The organism is Massilia sp. W12, from assembly GCF_037300705.1.
Lineage (GTDB): Bacteria > Pseudomonadota > Gammaproteobacteria > Burkholderiales > Burkholderiaceae_D > JACPVY01.
In genome coordinates this window covers 1,105,216-1,121,343 of record NZ_CP147776.1, presented here as the reverse complement: position 1 = coordinate 1,121,343, position 16,128 = coordinate 1,105,216, and the positions used below count along the sequence as shown (strand labels likewise).

The 16,128-nt window shown below is 56.7% G+C and carries 13 protein-coding genes; 7 read left to right on the top strand and 6 right to left on the bottom strand.

Translation table 11 applies throughout. The features are described from left to right. Position 1 precedes the first annotated feature (1 nt). The 3 genes from V8J88_RS04630 to V8J88_RS04620 form a co-directional block, all read right to left on the bottom strand. On the bottom strand, positions 2 to 235 hold the full coding sequence (locus tag V8J88_RS04630) for a hypothetical protein (RefSeq protein ID WP_338848094.1): 234 nt from the start codon (positions 233 to 235) through the stop codon (positions 2 to 4). Positions 236 to 332: 97 nt separating this feature from the next. Next, positions 333 to 1,979: a peptide chain release factor 3 gene (locus tag V8J88_RS04625; RefSeq protein WP_338848093.1), complete on the bottom strand. Its 1,647-nt coding sequence runs from the start codon at positions 1,977 to 1,979 to the stop codon at positions 333 to 335. Between the two features lie 78 nt (positions 1,980 to 2,057). Next, positions 2,058 to 3,785, bottom strand: coding sequence for an ABC transporter substrate-binding protein (locus tag V8J88_RS04620; protein ID WP_338848092.1), 1,728 nt, complete (start codon positions 3,783 to 3,785; stop codon positions 2,058 to 2,060). Between the two features lie 567 nt (positions 3,786 to 4,352). Here V8J88_RS04620 and V8J88_RS04615 point away from each other — a divergent pair. From V8J88_RS04615 to V8J88_RS04585, 7 genes are all read left to right on the top strand, one after another. After that, the gene (locus V8J88_RS04615) at positions 4,353 to 4,820 is read left to right on the top strand and encodes a type IV pilin protein (protein WP_338848090.1); all 468 of its coding nucleotides are present in this window, start codon (positions 4,353 to 4,355) and stop codon (positions 4,818 to 4,820) included. Further along, positions 4,814 to 5,377: a GspH/FimT family pseudopilin gene (locus V8J88_RS04610; protein WP_338848089.1), complete on the top strand. Its 564-nt coding sequence runs from the start codon at positions 4,814 to 4,816 to the stop codon at positions 5,375 to 5,377. The genes V8J88_RS04615 and V8J88_RS04610 overlap by 7 nt, the downstream gene beginning before the upstream one ends. 1 nt (position 5,378) lies before the next feature. Then, a complete protein-coding gene (locus V8J88_RS04605) occupies positions 5,379 to 5,858 on the top strand; it encodes a hypothetical protein (RefSeq protein WP_338848088.1) in 480 nt (159 codons plus the stop codon). Positions 5,859 to 5,866: 8 nt separating this feature from the next. Then, complete coding sequence (locus V8J88_RS04600; protein ID WP_338848087.1) at positions 5,867 to 6,898, top strand: PilW family protein; 1,032 nt, start codon at positions 5,867 to 5,869, stop codon at positions 6,896 to 6,898. A gap of 13 nt (positions 6,899 to 6,911) precedes the next feature. Continuing rightward, a complete protein-coding gene (locus tag V8J88_RS04595; protein ID WP_338848086.1) occupies positions 6,912 to 7,505 on the top strand; it encodes a hypothetical protein in 594 nt (197 codons plus the stop codon). Between the two features lie 32 nt (positions 7,506 to 7,537). Continuing rightward, on the top strand, positions 7,538 to 11,923 hold the full coding sequence (locus V8J88_RS04590) for a PilC/PilY family type IV pilus protein (RefSeq protein ID WP_338848085.1): 4,386 nt from the start codon (positions 7,538 to 7,540) through the stop codon (positions 11,921 to 11,923). A gap of 61 nt (positions 11,924 to 11,984) precedes the next feature. Next, on the top strand, positions 11,985 to 12,707 hold the full coding sequence (locus V8J88_RS04585; protein WP_338848084.1) for a hypothetical protein: 723 nt from the start codon (positions 11,985 to 11,987) through the stop codon (positions 12,705 to 12,707). A 152-nt stretch (positions 12,708 to 12,859) separates the two neighbouring features. On the opposite strand, the gene V8J88_RS04580 is transcribed toward V8J88_RS04585, so the two are convergent. Genes V8J88_RS04580 through pheT form a run of 3 tightly spaced genes read right to left on the bottom strand, consistent with a single transcriptional unit; the run spans position 12,860 to position 16,114 of the window. Continuing rightward, the gene (locus V8J88_RS04580) at positions 12,860 to 13,255 is read right to left on the bottom strand and encodes a MerR family transcriptional regulator (RefSeq protein ID WP_338848083.1); all 396 of its coding nucleotides are present in this window, start codon (positions 13,253 to 13,255) and stop codon (positions 12,860 to 12,862) included. Positions 13,256 to 13,285: 30 nt separating this feature from the next. Next, entirely contained in the window at positions 13,286 to 13,672 is a 387-nt protein-coding gene (locus V8J88_RS04575) for an integration host factor subunit alpha (protein WP_338848081.1), read from the bottom strand. A gap of 18 nt (positions 13,673 to 13,690) precedes the next feature. Beyond that, positions 13,691 to 16,114, bottom strand: coding sequence for a phenylalanine--tRNA ligase subunit beta (pheT, locus tag V8J88_RS04570; protein ID WP_338848080.1), 2,424 nt, complete (start codon positions 16,112 to 16,114; stop codon positions 13,691 to 13,693). Between the last annotated feature and the right edge of the window lie 14 nt (positions 16,115 to 16,128).

Here is a 16,128-nt window from a genome sequence, read left to right as displayed (position 1 = left end):
CTCAACGCTGGTTGCCGGGTTGCAGGCGGCGTTGAATCGCACTGCGCGCCAGTGCGGCTTTACGCAAGGCGCGCCGGGCTTGCAGACCGGCAATCATCGGCGCCGAGAGCGGCAAGGCAAAGGCCAGGAATTGCCACAGCACGCCGGCGCCACTCAGCCAGGCCAGGGTCAACAGCGCAAAGGCGCTGACAAAAGCAGCTTGAACGATCTTTTGTTGACTGGCTTTGGTTTTCATGGCGGCTCCTGAAAAAATGCAGAGTTTTCAGCATATCAAAAAAATTTCCGCATGGAAAGAATCCAATGCGGAAATTTTCATCTTGCTGTTTGCTGCATTACACCAGTTTCACCGCATGTTCGCGCGTATTGTGGAATTGCAATTGCGGCCAGCGTTCCTGGGTCAGACGCAGATTCACCGAGGAGGTGGCGAGATACGCCAAATTGCCCGAGGCGTCATAGGCGATGTTCGGCGCCAGCGAGCGCTCAAAATCGCTCAGGGCTTTTTTATCGTCTGAAGAAACCCAGCGTGCGCTGGAAATGCTGGCCGTCTCAAACACGGCATCCACCCCGTACTCATTCATCAGACGGCTGGCCACCACTTCAAACTGCAGCACGCCGACCGCGCCCAGAATCAAATCGCTGCCCAGCACCGGCTTGAACACCTGCACCGCGCCCTCTTCGCCCAATTGCTGCAAACCCTTGTGCAATTGCTTGATCTTGAGCGGGTTGCGGATGCGCACGGTGCGGAAAAAGTCCGGCGCGAAATAAGGAATGCCGGTGAATTGCAACAACTCGCCTTCGGAAAAACTGTCGCCGATTTGCATATTGCCGTGATTCGGCAAGCCGATGATGTCGCCGGCAAACGCCTCTTCCACCTGTTCGCGGCTGGAGGCCATGAAGGTGACCACCGACGACAGTTTGATCTCGCGCCCCAGGCGCAAATGCTTGATCTTCATGCCGCGCTCGAAATGCCCGGAGCAAACGCGCAAAAAGGCGATGCGGTCGCGGTGCGCCGGATCCATATTCGCCTGGATTTTAAAGACGAAGCCGGAGAATGGCGCTTCCTGCGGTTGCACCTGACGCAAGGTGGCGTCGCGCTCACGCGGCGGCGGGGCCCAGTCAACCAGGGCGTTTAAAATTTCGCGCACGCCGAAGTTATTAATCGCCGAGCCGAAGAAAACCGGAGTTTGCACACCTTCCAAAAAGGCTTGCAAATCAAACGGATGCGATGCGCCGTGCACCAGCTCGACTTCCATCTTCAGCTGTTCCATTTCCTGCGGGAACATTTCCATCAGGCGCGGATTGTCGATGCCTTTGATGACTTCATAGCTCTGGTCGGCTTTTTCTTCGCCGGCGGTAAACAGCAGCACTTCATCGCGCAACAGGTGATACACGCCACGGAACACTTTGCCGCAGCCAATCGGCCAGGTCACTGGCGCACATTGAATCTTGAGCACCGATTCGAGTTCGTCAAGCAACTCCAGATTGTCGCGCGTCTCGCGGTCGAGCTTGTTGACGAAAGTCACAATCGGGGTGTTGCGCATGCGACAGACATTGAGCAGCTTGATGGTTTGCTCTTCCACACCCTTGGCGCCGTCAATCACCATCAGGGCCGAGTCTACCGCCGTCAGCACGCGGTAGGTGTCTTCCGAAAAGTCCTGGTGGCCGGGGGTGTCGAGCAGATTGATCACATGGTCGCGGTAATCAAACTGCATCACCGAGGAGGCGACCGAAATACCGCGCTGCTTTTCGATTTCCATCCAGTCGGAGGTGGCGTGCCGCCCGCTTTTACGCGCCTTGACCGTGCCGGCTAATTGAATCGCGCCTGAAAACAGCAGCAGTTTCTCAGTCAAGGTGGTTTTACCCGCGTCGGGGTGGGAAATAATGCCAAAAGTGCGGCGCCGCGCGACCTCACGCGCGATGCGCTCGGGGGCCGGGCTGGCGGCTTGTTGCTCGTTGCCGGGCTGGTTGTCAGCGTCCATGCTGTATCCCTGATGTGCTCACAAAAAGGGCAAGAGTATACCGGCTGGCGGCATTTCTGTCGATGCCGCACCCGCCGCTTACTTGTCCTGGCTGATATGTTGCGCTTTGATGTCCTTGTCAATGTCCATGTATTTCCAGGCATTGGTGAGGAAGGGGTGGATTTTATAGCCCAGCAGACGCGGTTGCAGCAAATGGCTTTCGACCCGGTGCACGCCCATATGCCAGACGCCATACGCCACCGCCAATTGTTGCATTTCCAGATACAGGCGGTCGCGCGCCGGCCCATGCGGCAGGCCGGCGGCTTTTTCATAGCGTTGATTAAACGCCGGCAAATCAAAGCGCGCCAGATTATTTGCTTCTTTATTCGGGCCGTACAGCAATTGCAAATAGGTGTCGCCGTCCGGGATCTGGGCGGCCCAGCCTATGCCCCAGGTCGGCAATTGTCCCTGGCGCGCCATTTTCAGTAAATCGGGCCATTTCTGTTTGATGAAGCGGATGCGGATACCCAGCGCATCCATGCTGCGCTTCCAGACTTCATCAAGCACCTGGTCTTGCGAGCTGGGAGTGGAGCCGCGCACCAATTCGAGCGGTTTGCCGTCCGGCGCCTCGCGCCAGCCGTCGCCATCGCGGTCTTTATAACCATAGCGCTCCAGCAAGGCGCGCGCCAATTGCAAATCCTGACGCGCGCTGCGCCAGGCCGGGTCATAGCCAAGCACGCCCGGGCTTAACGGGCCATGCGCCGGCATCGCCATATTGCTGTAGTAATGCGCAATTTCCTCATTTAAGCGATAGGCGTAAATAATCGCGCGGCGCAGGGCGATGCGTTCCGGCGTATAGCCGCCGAATTGCGCGTCGTCGAGATTGAAAAAACTGTAAAAAGTGCCGGGCGCGACTTCTTTTTGCCAGATGATGCCGGCTTGCTTGAGTTCCGGGGCCAGCTGCCCGCCGGGGAACACGCGCGCCACAAAATCAGAAGGCACGATGGTGTAGTCCAGATCGCCGGCCAGAAACGCCAGCCAGCGCGGCTGAGATTCATCCATCACCGCAACTTCGATGCGGCCAATCTGCGGCAGGCGCTTGCCCTGCATCTGGCGCATGATCTGCGCATCCTGCGCATCGCCGGCCTGCGGCGTGGCGTGGAAGATCTCTTCGCGGTAATCCGGGTTGGCTTCGAGCACCATTTTGGCGCCGCGCACCCATTCCTTGAGCTTATACGGGCCGGTGCCGACCGGATGCGCCATGATGTCTTGCAAACTGTAGGCCTGCACCACTTCGCGCGCCACCGCGCCGGTATTTACTGTCGCCAGCAAAAACGGCAATTTGAAGTCTGATTTGTTGAGTTTGATTTTGAGGGTATAACGCTGCGGCGCCTGCAAACCGGCCATCGGCGCGTCGTAGTCAAATTTTCCGCTTTTGCGCGCCGCTTCGATCAGGGCGTCGGCGCCGGCGAACTTGCCCTCAAACATATACAAATTCGGCGAACGGGTGGCCGGATCCAGAATGCGCTTGATGCTATAGACAAAATCAGCCGCCACCAACTCCCGCTTTTGGCCCTTAAACACAGGGTGATCAGCGAAATAAATACCCGGTTTGATCTGGAAAGTGTATTCGGTCGCGTCCTGATTCACTTGCGGCAGGCTGACGGCGACATTCGGAACCAGTTTCGCAGGCCGCGCCAGCCAGTCATACGTCAACAAAGGGTCAAAGATGGCGCGGATGATGTCGTTTGAATAGACGTCTGAGACCTGGGCCGGGTCAAAACCGGTTTCTGCGGTTTTGAACGCGGCGCGCAGCGTTTTTCCCATATCCGCCGCCTGCGCGGGCTGCATGATGCATGCCTGCAACACAATCAAGCCAGCTGTCAGAATTTTTTTTCCTGATGAAAAACCCGCTTCAAATAACTGCGCGATAGAAGAATGATGGACTGGCATGAATGTTTTTCGGGGTTGCACGGTGGAAAGATCGGGGAGTCAAGCCCATGAGTATGACGTATTCATTTTGCGGCGGCAAGTCAGTCCCCGCCGGCAAGGGCCGAATCAGGCAAGCAATGCCTTGACAGCCGCAGGCCGCAGGAAAAAAATAGCTTGAGCTTGAAACACAGACAGTCATGCAACATCAGCAAGATCCATCGCCCGTCCGCCATGCCGCACCGGATGCGATGTTTTCAGTGCAACACCCGCAATACCAAGTATGCCCTGCGCCAGACTGAGCAGTCTGGCCGGTTTGAGGCTCCAGCGCAGCACAGCTTGTCCGCGCCGGGGCTATGTTGCCGTACAGCAAGCCGCTCACACCAGTTGTTTGCGCCGCCTGTCGGTTCCGGCTGGCAATGTCAGGGGCTTGGTTTAGAGTGAGCTTACGCGAAAGGATTTGCCATGAACACGTCCAGTTTTTACTCCCGCTCCAAACCTGTCATGCGCTTCAGCCCGGCATTCACACTATTGGAGCTGATGATCACCGTCGCCGTGATCGGCATCATTATGGCGGTTGCGCTGCCAAACTACGCCGACCATGTGCGGCGCGGCAAAATTGCTGAGGCCACCTCGCAACTGGCGGCCAAACAGGCGCTGCTGGAGCAGTCTTTCCAGGATAACCGCACCTATGTCGGCGCACCGGCCTGCACCTCTGACACCACCACCAGCAGAAATTTTGACTTCACATGTCCTGCCGACAATTTGGGCGCCAGCACCTATCGTTTGCTGGCCACGGGCAAAGACAGCATGCTGGGCTTCTCTTTTGCGCTGGATCAAACCAATACGAAAAGCACAGTCAGTGTGCCCGAAGGCTGGTCTCTTCCTTCTCCTAATAATTGCTGGGTGCAAAAGCGGGGTGGGGAATGTTGAAATCAGCGACACAGGGCGGATGGAGCCTGGTTGAGTTAATGGCGGCAATCGCTATTGTGGTGTTGTTGATTGCCGCCGCCAGTCCAAATATCAGCGCCTGGATTAATAATGCGCGCATCCGCACAGTGGCTGAAGGTTTGCAAGCCAGCTTGCAATTCGCCCGTGCTGAAGCGGTGCGGCGCAACACTACGGTTTCACTGTATCTGACCAACAATGTGGGAAGCGACTGCGCCCTTTCCGGGACTGTGCCTTTCTGGGTGGTGAGTCAAAACAGCCCGGAAGGCGCTTGTGACAACAACACCAATATTTTACAAAGAGCCGAATCGAGAGAAGGCGGTTCACTGGTGCAACTGTATTCAAACATGAGCACCATCAGCTTTGACGGTTTGGGCCGCGCCACCACCGGCGCAGCCCTGATTTGCGCAGGCATCAGCGCTGTCAACGCCACATGCCTTGCAGAAAAACCGGAGCAACAACTGGCGCTGCAAATCAGTGCAGGCGGCCAGGTTCGTATGTGCAGCAATTCCCGCCCGGCAGGCGATCCGCAAAGGTGCTGAAATGAAAACCCGTCCAACTCTGCGCACACTTCAACGCGGCTCCATGCTGCTTGAAGCGGTGTTTGGGATTGTTATTTTCTCACTCGGCATTCTGGCGCTGGTCGGCTTGAATGCGGCATCCGCAAAACAGGCAGCGGCGAGCAAATACCGCACTGATGCGGCGCTGTTGGCGAATGACTATATCGGTCAAATGTGGGCCAGTCAGCGCGGCCAGGATTATATGAGCAGTAATTTTTCAGGCGGCTTGCCGCTGCGTGAAAATGAGCCGCCAGTGATCACCAATCCTTTTTACAGCAGCTGGTATGCACGGGTGGTGGCAAACTTGCCAGGCGCCTCCGCCAAACCACCGGTTGTGACTATCGCCAACAGTTTCAGTGGAGTCAGCGTGGCGACCTTGACGATTTATTGGAAACATCCGGGCGAAGCCAGCAGCGCGCCCTACCACCAATACACGGTCTCCGCTCAAGTTTCGGACTTATGAGGACTGCCATGCACGCAACAGCCACATATCCAGCAAAGCATCGCAGCGGCTTCAGTTTGATTGAAGTTCTGGTCGGTCTGGCCATCGGCATGTTGGGCATGCTGGTGATGCTGCAGGTGTTTAATTTGACTGATTCCGGCAAACGCGCCACCACCAGCGGCGACGATGCGCAAACTTCCGGCGCACTGGCGATTTACTCCCTGCAACGCGATATCCGGCAAGGCGGTTTTGGCTTCACCGCAAGAAACTTGCTGGGCTGCAGTCTGCGCTTGGAGTCAGGCGTCACACTGCCGGCTATCGGCGCAACAATTATCAATCCCGGCACGGATGTGATTCCTGCGGGCGACAGCAACTCTGACACTTTGCTGGTATATGTGGGCAATGGCATGGGCATTCCAAGCGGAGATCGGATCAATGGCCATCCCTCCCCGGATAACTTCCGGATGGTCAGCCCTGCGCTGTTTAACATCAATACACGGGTTATTCCAGGGCCTGACTCAACCGCATTTCCCTGCGCCCGCACGATGACGCGCGTGGTTGCAACTGATCCTGGCGGAGTCACGACCGCCGCAGGGGACGCTACCGTAACTGTCAGAGATTGGCTGTTTGATGTCGGCCTGTCGCCCCGGATTTTGGCATATGCGGTGCGCAACAGCCGCCTGATGCAATGCGATTTTATGCAAAACGACTGCCGTACCGGCTTAAGCGATCCGGCAATCTGGCAAGCTGTGGCGGACAATGTCGTCAGCATGCGCGCGCGGTATGCCAAACAAACCGTCAGCCGTGGCGGCGCCTCACAATGGGATCAAGTCACGCCACTGCCGACAGAAAGCTTCGCATCCTGGCAAAACATTCTGGGGATTCAACTGGCCCTGGTGGCGCGCAGCGCACAATACGAAAAAACCGCTGTCACACTCGCCACGCCAAGCTGGCAAGGCAGCGCCACCCTGCCCTTGAATTTGAGTCATTTGAGCGATTGGCAACACTATCGCTACAAAATATTCGAGACCACCATCCCGATTCGGAATATTACTCAGTAAATCGGAGCGCATCATGCAAGCTATTCCCGATAAACGGCCTGTGCAGCAAAGCGGCGTGGTCCTGCTGATCACCCTGATTATGCTGGTTGCAATGACGCTGGGAGGCGTCGCACTGGTGCGTTCTGTGCATATCACCACGATGATTGCCGGCAATTTGGCATTTCAACAAGCCACACTGTTATCCGCAACCCTGGGACAGGAAACTGCGGTTAACTGGTTACAGCAAAATGGCGGCACAGTTGTATTAGACAACAACGACTTCAGCCGTGGCTACAGCGCCACTCTGCGCACCCCGCCTAATGGCACCAGCTGGAGCGCGTATTGGGATAACACCCTGCGCCCGGCAGGCGTCGTCTCACTTGGCGAAGACAGCACCGGCAATACGATTGAATATGTGATTGACCGGGTATGTACCTCAACCGGCGCATCTCCTGGTTGCGCACTGCCGGACTTGATGCAGGATTCAACAGAGCAAAGAGCAGGCTCCAGCCGGCGCGGGGGAGACGCAAAACCCTCGTTTACCGGCTCCAAGTATTACCGCATCCTCACCCGCGTACAAGGTCCGCGCAGCACGGCGAGCTTCGTGGAAACCATGGTCATGTTATAACAGGCGCCCGGCCTGGAAAGAAAGAGGCAGTCATGAAAATCTCACGTCCGTCCCACCGCCGCCTGCCCATCTGGGCGTGGCTCTTACTGCCGCTGGCGACGCCTCAGTTAGCCCAGGCAGCCCTGGCGGATATCTCAAATGCGCCGCTGGTGACATCCGCCACCTCATCGGTTCTGCCGAATATTATGTTTATCCTGGATGATTCCGGCAGCATGGATTGGGATTACATGCCGGACCATGTCAACGACAGCTATTGCAAAACCACAGGCGGGGCCTACAATGCCGCCTGCTGTGGAGATAGCGCCAGCAGCGGCGGTTCGGGCAGCAGTGCCTGCTGGCATAAAAGCACATCGACTGCGGCGCCATTTGGCACATGGCGTGCGCATCCTCCATTTTTAGCGGCGACATTCAATGGCGTGGCATACAATCCGGCCATCACGTATACCCCGCCGATCAAAGCCGATGGCAGCAGCTGGCCGAATATCACCTCCTGGACTGCGGTGAAAAATGACGCCTACAACGTGCAAAACACACAATCGACCAACCTGCTCACGCAGTTTCCGGATCTGGAATGGTGTACCGACACCAGCTATACAGACTGCCTGCGCAACGATAACTATATTCTGCCCGGCACTGTGAATGGCAAGAGTTATAGAACTTTCCATGCCACGACCGGCTCCGGCACAGGTTTTGTCGCCACCGGCAGCCCCGCCGCTTCTACGGTCAGCGCACGCACATTCGGCCCTCATTTTTATACTATTTTGCCCGGCGAATACTGTGATTCGCCTCAACTGAGAAACTGCCAAGCTACGCAAGGCGGCGCCTTCGTGCATCCGGCTTATGTGCGCTGGTGCAGCACCAGTGCTGCAACCACCGCCGCCAGCGCCAATCCAACCGCCACCGCAACCCTGTGTCAGGCGACCCGTACCGGCACTTATCAGTATGTGCGCTACCCGACAAAATTCTTCACGCCAGGCACAGCCGGTTCACCTGAGGTGCCGGGCCAACCCTATATTGCCCCGGTGGCGGCTGTAAAAGCCACAGTCAATATCACTTTTACATTGAGCGGAACCTGTAACGGCAGCAATAAAGTGACCGTGACCCAAGTCAAAGTGAATGGCTCAAATGTGATGACGTCCAGCTCTTCCGCGTCCACCTCATCCAGCAGCCTGGCTGACAGCGTACGCAGCAAGATCGGCAGCGGATATACCGCAACTGTCGCCGGCAATGTGTTGACCATCTACGGCACCCTGGCGCAGGGCAATATCACGTTTCCAGTCAGCATCAGCCATAGCAAAACCGGCTCACTGTGCAATCTGGCCACCAGCCCTGCCAGCCCGGCGTTTTCGGGCGGGGTGACCGCCGTAACCGGCCAGCCGTATATCCCTTATCAGCCGGCAGTGCCCGCCACCCCTACGCAATACTACGGTTCCTTCGTGCGCACCGACATCGTGCCTGCGGTCAACAGCTATCCATTCCCGGGCACTGCCGCCAAAGCAGCCACCCGCACTGACTGCGCCGGCGCAACCTGCACCTACAACGAGGAAATGACCAATTTTGCAAACTGGTGGACTTACTACCACACACGGATGCAAATGATGAAATCGTCCACCTCGATTGCGTTTAATCCTATCGACAGCCGCTATCGGGTGGGCTATCTGACCATTAACAACAGCTCAGGCTCCTCTGATTTCATTAATTTGAATACCTTCAACAGCAGCCAGCGCAGTTCCTGGTATGCCAAGATGGTGGCGGCGCGCCCAAGCGGCTCGACCCCCTTAAGAAAAGCATTGACCAATGCTGGCCGCCTGTATGCAGGCGCCTTGAACGGCGGCTCACTGAATGGCGTCACCGTGGTTGATCCAATGCAATACTCCTGCCAGCAGAATTTCACCATTCTCTCCACTGACGGCTATTGGAATGAGAGCGATCCCGGCGGTTATCAAATCGATGGCGTGACTGCAATTGGCGATCAGGATGGTGATTTACAAAGACCGCAATTGGACGGGGACAGAACAGCAAATACCTTATCCGATGTGGCGGCTTATTATTACAAAACTGATTTGCGAACCTCCAATTGCACCGGCTCGCCTGTGCCGCCGGCAAGCAGCGGCAATGATGTCTGCGCCAATAATGTGCCGATCAGCGGCCTGGATGCGGCAGCGCATCAACATATGACGACATTTACTGTCGGTTTGGGAGCGAACGGTCAAATGCAATACACGGCTGGTTATGCCAGTGCGACCAGTGGCGATTACTTCAACATCAAAAACGGCAACAGCGCCAGCCCTGCTGCCGGTATTTGCACCTGGCAAACCGGGGGCATTTGCAACTGGCCAAAACCGACGAATAATGGTCAAACCACGATTGACGATCTGTGGCATGCGGCTGTTAATGGCTACGGCACATATTTCAGCGCCAGCAACCCGTCCTTACTGACTTCCGGCATCTCATCCGCCTTGGCAGGGGTATCGGCCCGCACCGGCTCTTCATCAGCGGCAACGACGAGTAATCCGAATATCTCCACTGGCGACAATTTCCTGTTCAGTTCCACTTTCACCTCGGTGAATTGGGATGGCGAGATGGTGCGTAATCAAATCGATATCAATACCGGCCAACCGTCATCGGCAGCAGACTGGTCAGCGCAATCTTTGCTCGACGCCAATACCAGCCGCACTATCTACACCTATGCGCCGGGCCAGACCAATAATTTAAAAATCTTTAACTGGTCGAATTTGAGCGCCACAGAAAAAACTTATTTCACCACCCCGGCTATTTCGGGTCTGAGCCAATTCTGCGCATCCGGCTCCACCTGCCTCTCGGCAGGCGATCAGACGAGCGCCGCAGGAAACGCATTGGTGGAATATCTGCGCGGCGATCGCAGCAATGAAGGCCCGGCGACCGATGTCAGTAAATTTTTCCGCGCCCGCAATCATGTGCTGGGCGATATCGTCAACTCGGAAGCGGTGTACACCAAAACCCCGCAATTCAATTACAACGATTCCGGCTATTCTTCCTTCAAATCCAGCGCAAGCACACGCCAGGGTATGGTGTATGTCGGCGCGAATGATGGCATGTTGCATGCGTTCAATGCTGAAACCGGGGTTGAGGCTTGGGCCTATGTGCCGAATCTGGTGATGGCGAATATGTATAAGCTGGCCGATAAAAATTACGCCACCCAGCATATTTACACCGTGGATGGCACCATTGTGCAGGCTGATGTTTATGCCGCCGGCTCCTGGCGCACCATCATTATCGGCGGCTTGAATGCCGGCGGTCGCGGCTACTATGCACTGGATGTGACCGATCCCCTCAATCCCAAAGCATTGTGGGAATTCACCTCTGACACCGGGAAAGGCGGCGGCTACAGCAGCGACGCCAATCTTGGCTACAGCTTCGGCAAAGCCACCGTTGGCAAGCTCAAAGACGGCACATGGGTCGCCTTGATCAGTTCCGGCTACAACAACGTTTCGCCAGGCGATGGCAAAGGCTATGTATATGTGCTGGATGCCTATACCGGAAGCATCAAGAGCAAAATCAGCACGAATACCGGATCAAGCGGTACGCCAAGCGGTCTGGGGCAAATCGCCACCTGGGTGGAAGATTCAGATTTGGACAACACCATCGTGAGGGCATATAGCGGTGATTTACTGGGTAATGTCTGGCGCATTGACATTGATGACAATGTCGAGCCTGCCGGTAACGAAGCGCAAAAACTGGCGACAGTCAGCGGCCCGACCGGTGTAACGCAACCGATTACAGCAAAACCCGAAATTGCATTGGTTGGCAATTATCCAGTGGTGTACGTCGGCACCGGCCGCTATCTTGGCGCCAGTGACTTGGCGGACACAAATGTGCAATCGGTTTATGCGATAAAAGATCTGCTCACCGCCAGTGCTGACTGGGGCAACCCGCGCAGCGGCAGCAAATTTGTCCAACAAACCATCACCTCCGGCACATGTCCGTCCGGGGTGCCGTCATCAATCTGCTCACTTGGCCAATCCGTGCGTAACGCCACCAGCAACCCGGTCGATTTTACGACGATGGCCGGCTGGTACCTGGATTTGCCTGATCGTGGCGAGCGTATCAATACAGATCCGCAATTGATCTCAGGAACGCTGGTGCTGACCACGAATGTGCCGAATGCGAGCGCATGTACTATCGGCGGCTACAGTTATGTATACTTCCTGGACTATAAAACCGGCGGCCCGGTGAATTCCAGCACTGGCGGCGTGGTTGGTAAAAACCTCGGCAATACCATTGCCACCCGTCCGGTGGTGGCGAAACTGCCGAACAACACCATCATCGCCATTATTCAGATGTCTGATGGCACACGTACGGTTGCCGCCCCGCCGATTCAATCTCCTTCGGGAAAAGTTAAACGGGTAACCTGGCGTGAACTTATCGACCATCGCTAAACACCAAGGGCGTGTGCGCATCCCGCGTACACGCCCATCCGCTGTTTCTGCATCTGACCCAATGTTGTTCCCAGTCCAGGGTAAGACCTGGACTGCCGCCCGCAGCATCTGCCTCGCGACTGTACTCTTATCCCACCTCTTACTGTTTCTGCCGTCTTATCCTGAAAGCCTGGCGCCAAAAACCAGCCCGGACATCATGCTGGCCGATATTCTTTCCGATGAAGCACCACAGCAAATCGCTCCAGCCATTGCCGATGCCAGCCCGGCCAGCGCATCGCTTGCCGAGCAGCAAGAAGCACAAGCAAGCGAGCCAGCGCCGCTTCTGAGTACAACGCCCTCCCCGGCGCCCCGCGCAGAACCGCTCAGCCCGGCCCAAGCCACAGAGGGAGATCAAGCGATGTTTCGCAATCTGGGGGCCTACTATTTCAGCCGCCAGGAATTAGACCAAGCCCCACGCCTGCTTGAAAACGTCAGCAATGAATTAAGCATCGCGATTCCCGGCATTGATGGGCAAATCCTGGTTTTACAATTGATGATCAATGAAGACGGGGCAATGGACCGGGTGGAAGTGCAAAAAAGCAGTCTGAACCGTGAACAGGCGCAACAAGTGGCTTTGCATTTCATGCGTCTGCGTTTTACCCCGGGACGCGTGGACGGCATGGATGTGAAAAGTAAAATGCTGATTGAAGTACAGCTTCTGAACGCCGGCCCATCCATGAACAGTCTGGCGGGAAAAGGCGCGCCGGCGGCAAACGATGCGCCGGCGGAGGCAAAACAGGATTGAGTATCTGCCAGACAGGCCGCCCGCCGGGTTGGGCAAAGGGCAAGCCGCAGGGCAGGCTATATTTCACGTCTTTTGCCAGATATGCCTGCGACTTGCGGCGCCATCAGTAAATGCGCCCCGCCCTGCCCTGTTTCAATGCGTTCAAGCAAGCCCTACAGGCTGCCAGCCGGCTGCTTGCCAAGCAAATCAAGAATGGCGTGCAGCTCGGCGCGCAGCTCTTCCGGATCAAGCTTGAATTCCGGCTCCGGCGGCAACTCTTCTTGACCGGATAAACGGCTATCGAGTTTGTTGCGCGCGCCGCTGATGGTGAAGCCTTGCTCATACAACAATTCGCGAATGCGCCGGATCAACAGCACTTCGTGATGCTGATAATAGCGCCGGTTGCCGCGCCGCTTGACCGGTTTTAACTGCGTGAATTCCTGCTCCCAATAGCGCAACACATGCGGCTTGACCGCGCACAGCTCACTCACCTCGCCGATTGTGAAATAGCGTTTGGCGGGAATCGGCGGCAATTCAATCAGGTCGCTCTTTTGGTTTTTGTCGGTCATGGCAAGCTTTCGTCACATGCGAAAAATTACTCAGGCCAGCGGAGTGGCGACTTGCGCCTCCCCCTCCACCATCGCCTTCAATTTCTGGCTGGCATGAAACGTTACCACACGCCGCGCGGTAATCGGAATTTCCTCGCCGGTTTTCGGATTACGCCCGGGGCGTTGCGGTTTGTCGCGCAGCTGAAAGTTGCCAAAGCCAGACAGCTTGACTTCTTCGCCGCGCTCCAAGGCATCGCGGATCTCATCAAAAAAGGTTTCCACCATATCCTTGGACTCTCGCTTATTCAAGCCGACCCGCTCAAACAGCATCTCGGCCAGCTCCGCCTTGGTCAAGGTTGGCAATTCCTTTTCGGCCTGCAAGCGCGCATTCGCGGCTTGCATGGCGCGCTGCAGATCATGATCCAGATCCACGCTCATGCTCTTTTCCTCCTCGCTTTAACGCAAACGCGCGCCGCAACGCTCAGCCGCCAGCGCGACCAGTGCGCTCACCGCCGCCTCCACAGCCTCATCTTGCAATGTCGCTTGCGCATCTTGCAAGGTGACGCTGAAAGCCAGGCTCTTTTCCTGCTCGCCCAAGCCCTTGCCGCGATATTCGTCAAACAAATTCATGCTTTGCAAAATCGCGCAAGCCGGGATGCTTTGGCGCGCGGCGTCAAATACCTTGATCAAATCCGCCGCTGCAGTCTGCTGCGTGACGACAAAGGCCAAATCGCGTTGCACCGGCTGGAATTTCGGCACGTCCTGATATTTGGGCACATGGCGCGCTTGCAAGGCTTGGACATCCAACTCAAACAAGACCGGCGCCAGCGGCAAATCATAGTGCTGCTGCCAACGTGGATGCAATTCGCCCAAGACGCCGATTTGCACACCATCCAACATCACGGCGGCAGAGCGGCCCGGGTGCAGCGCCGGATGCTCGGTGCGCACAAATTCCGCTTGCGCCGGCGCCAGCATGGCTTCCAGATCGGCTTTCAGGTCAAAGTAATCCACATTGCGCGTGGCCATACCCCATTGCTCATCAAAGGCCGGGCCATACGCCAAGGCCGCCAAGCGCTTGGGCTGGGCAAAGCCTTTGATCGTGAGCGGGCCGTCTTGCACGCTGTCATCACGCAAAAACACTGCGCCCAACTCAAACACGCGCACGCGGCGCTGTTTGCGGTTGAGGTTGTAGCACAAATTACCGACCAGACCGGAGAACAGATTGCTGCGCATCACATTCATCTGGCTGGCGATAGGATTGAGCAGACGGATCGGGGCCTGATTGCCGGCCAGATTCGCCTCGTCCTTATCATCCACGAAGCTGTAATTCACCACTTCCTGGTAACCCTGATCCGCCATGCGTTCGCGCAGCGCAAACACGCCGCGCCGGCTTTCCGGCTCGGCCCGCATTTCACTGCGCGCCAAGGGCGGCAAGGCCGGGATATTGTCAAAGCCGTAAATGCGCGCCACTTCTTCGATCAAATCCTCTTCGATTTCCAGATCGAAACGGAAAGATGGCGGGGTCACCTCAAACACGCCATTCTCCAGCGTGAAAGGCAGTTTCAAGCGTGAGAAGATATCCGCCACTTGCGCGTCAGTAAACGGGATGCCGATGATTTTGGCGGCGCGCGCGGTGCGCATCTTGACCGGTTTGCGCTGCGGCAGGTTGACAATGGTGTCATCCACCGGGCCGACCCGGGTGTCTGGCGTACCGCAGACTTCCACGATCAAAGCGGTGATGCGCTCAATATGTTCGACCAGGTTTTCAAAATCGACGCCGCGCTCGAAACGGTGGCCGGCATCGGTTGAAAAATTGAATTTACGCGAACGCCCCTGCACCGCCTGCGGCCACCAGAAGGCGGCTTCAAGATAGATGTCGGTGGTGTCATCGCTGACTGCGGTATAGTCGCCGCCCATGATCCCGGCCAGCGATTCAACCTGCTTGGCGTCAGCGATCACGCCCACCCATTCGTCGAGTTCAATCGTATTGCCGTTCAAGAGTTTGAGCTGCTCGCCCTTGCGCCCCCAGCGCACTTCCAAGCCGCCTTCGATCTTGGCCAGATCGAACACATGGGACGGACGGCCCAGTTCAAACATAACGTAATTGGAAATATCCACCAGCGGTGAAACCGGGCGCTGGCCGGAGCGCTCCAGGCGTTGCTTGATCCAGTCCGGGGTTTGCGCTTTGACGTTCAAGCCGCGAATGATGCGACCGGCAAAACGCCCGCACAAATCCGGCGCGCTGACCTTGACCGCCAGCTTTTCATCCAGCGTCACTGCGACAGGATGGATTTCCGGCGTCTTCAATTCGCAGCCGGTGAGCGCCGCCACTTCGCGCGCCACCCCCAGCACAGACAGACAATCCGCCTTATTGGGCGTGAGTTTGATGGTGAACTTGAGATCGTTGAGTTCCAGATAGTCGCGGATATTCTGTCCCACCGGCGCATCTTCCGGCAGTTCCATCAAGCCGCTGTGCTCTTCTGATAATTTGAGTTCGCGCGCAGAACACATCATGCCTTGCGATTCAATCCCGCGCAGCTTGCCCACTTTGATTTCAAACGGTTTGCCATCATCACCCGGCGGCAACACGGCGCCGGCTTTGGCGCACACCGCCTTCATGCCGGCGCGCACATTCGGCGCACCGCACACGATATTCAACACAGCACCGGCGCCAACATCGACCTGGCACACGCGCAGGCGGTCAGCATTCGGATGCGGCGCCACTTCCAGCACCTTGGCCACCACCACATTTGAAAATGGCGGAGCGACCGCCTCGGTTTCTTCCACTTCCAGCCCCGCCATGGTCAGCAGGTGGGACAGTTCATCCGAAGTCAGCTTCGGATCGGCCATCGTGCGCAGCCAGTTTTCAGAGAATTGCATGATCAAAGCCTTCC

Bases quoted from the DNA above. Each gene is read 5' to 3' on its own strand.
- V8J88_RS04630 (WP_338848094.1), bottom strand. From the start codon at position 235: ATGAAAACCAAAGCCAGTCAACAAAAGATCGTTCAAGCTGCTTTTGTC.
- V8J88_RS04625 (WP_338848093.1), bottom strand. From the start codon at position 1,979: ATGGACGCTGACAACCAGCCCGGCAACGAGCAACAAGCCGCCAGCCCG.
- V8J88_RS04620 (WP_338848092.1), bottom strand. From the start codon at position 3,785: ATGGGAAAAACGCTGCGCGCCGCGTTCAAAACCGCAGAAACCGGTTTT.
- V8J88_RS04615 (WP_338848090.1), top strand. From the start codon at position 4,353: ATGAACACGTCCAGTTTTTACTCCCGCTCCAAACCTGTCATGCGCTTC.
- V8J88_RS04610 (WP_338848089.1), top strand. From the start codon at position 4,814: ATGTTGAAATCAGCGACACAGGGCGGATGGAGCCTGGTTGAGTTAATG.
- V8J88_RS04605 (WP_338848088.1), top strand. From the start codon at position 5,379: ATGAAAACCCGTCCAACTCTGCGCACACTTCAACGCGGCTCCATGCTG.
- V8J88_RS04600 (WP_338848087.1), top strand. From the start codon at position 5,867: ATGCACGCAACAGCCACATATCCAGCAAAGCATCGCAGCGGCTTCAGT.
- V8J88_RS04595 (WP_338848086.1), top strand. From the start codon at position 6,912: ATGCAAGCTATTCCCGATAAACGGCCTGTGCAGCAAAGCGGCGTGGTC.
- V8J88_RS04590 (WP_338848085.1), top strand. From the start codon at position 7,538: ATGAAAATCTCACGTCCGTCCCACCGCCGCCTGCCCATCTGGGCGTGG.
- V8J88_RS04585 (WP_338848084.1), top strand. From the start codon at position 11,985: ATGTTGTTCCCAGTCCAGGGTAAGACCTGGACTGCCGCCCGCAGCATC.
- V8J88_RS04580 (WP_338848083.1), bottom strand. From the start codon at position 13,255: ATGACCGACAAAAACCAAAAGAGCGACCTGATTGAATTGCCGCCGATT.
- V8J88_RS04575 (WP_338848081.1), bottom strand. From the start codon at position 13,672: ATGAGCGTGGATCTGGATCATGATCTGCAGCGCGCCATGCAAGCCGCG.
- pheT (WP_338848080.1), bottom strand. From the start codon at position 16,114: ATGCAATTCTCTGAAAACTGGCTGCGCACGATGGCCGATCCGAAGCTG.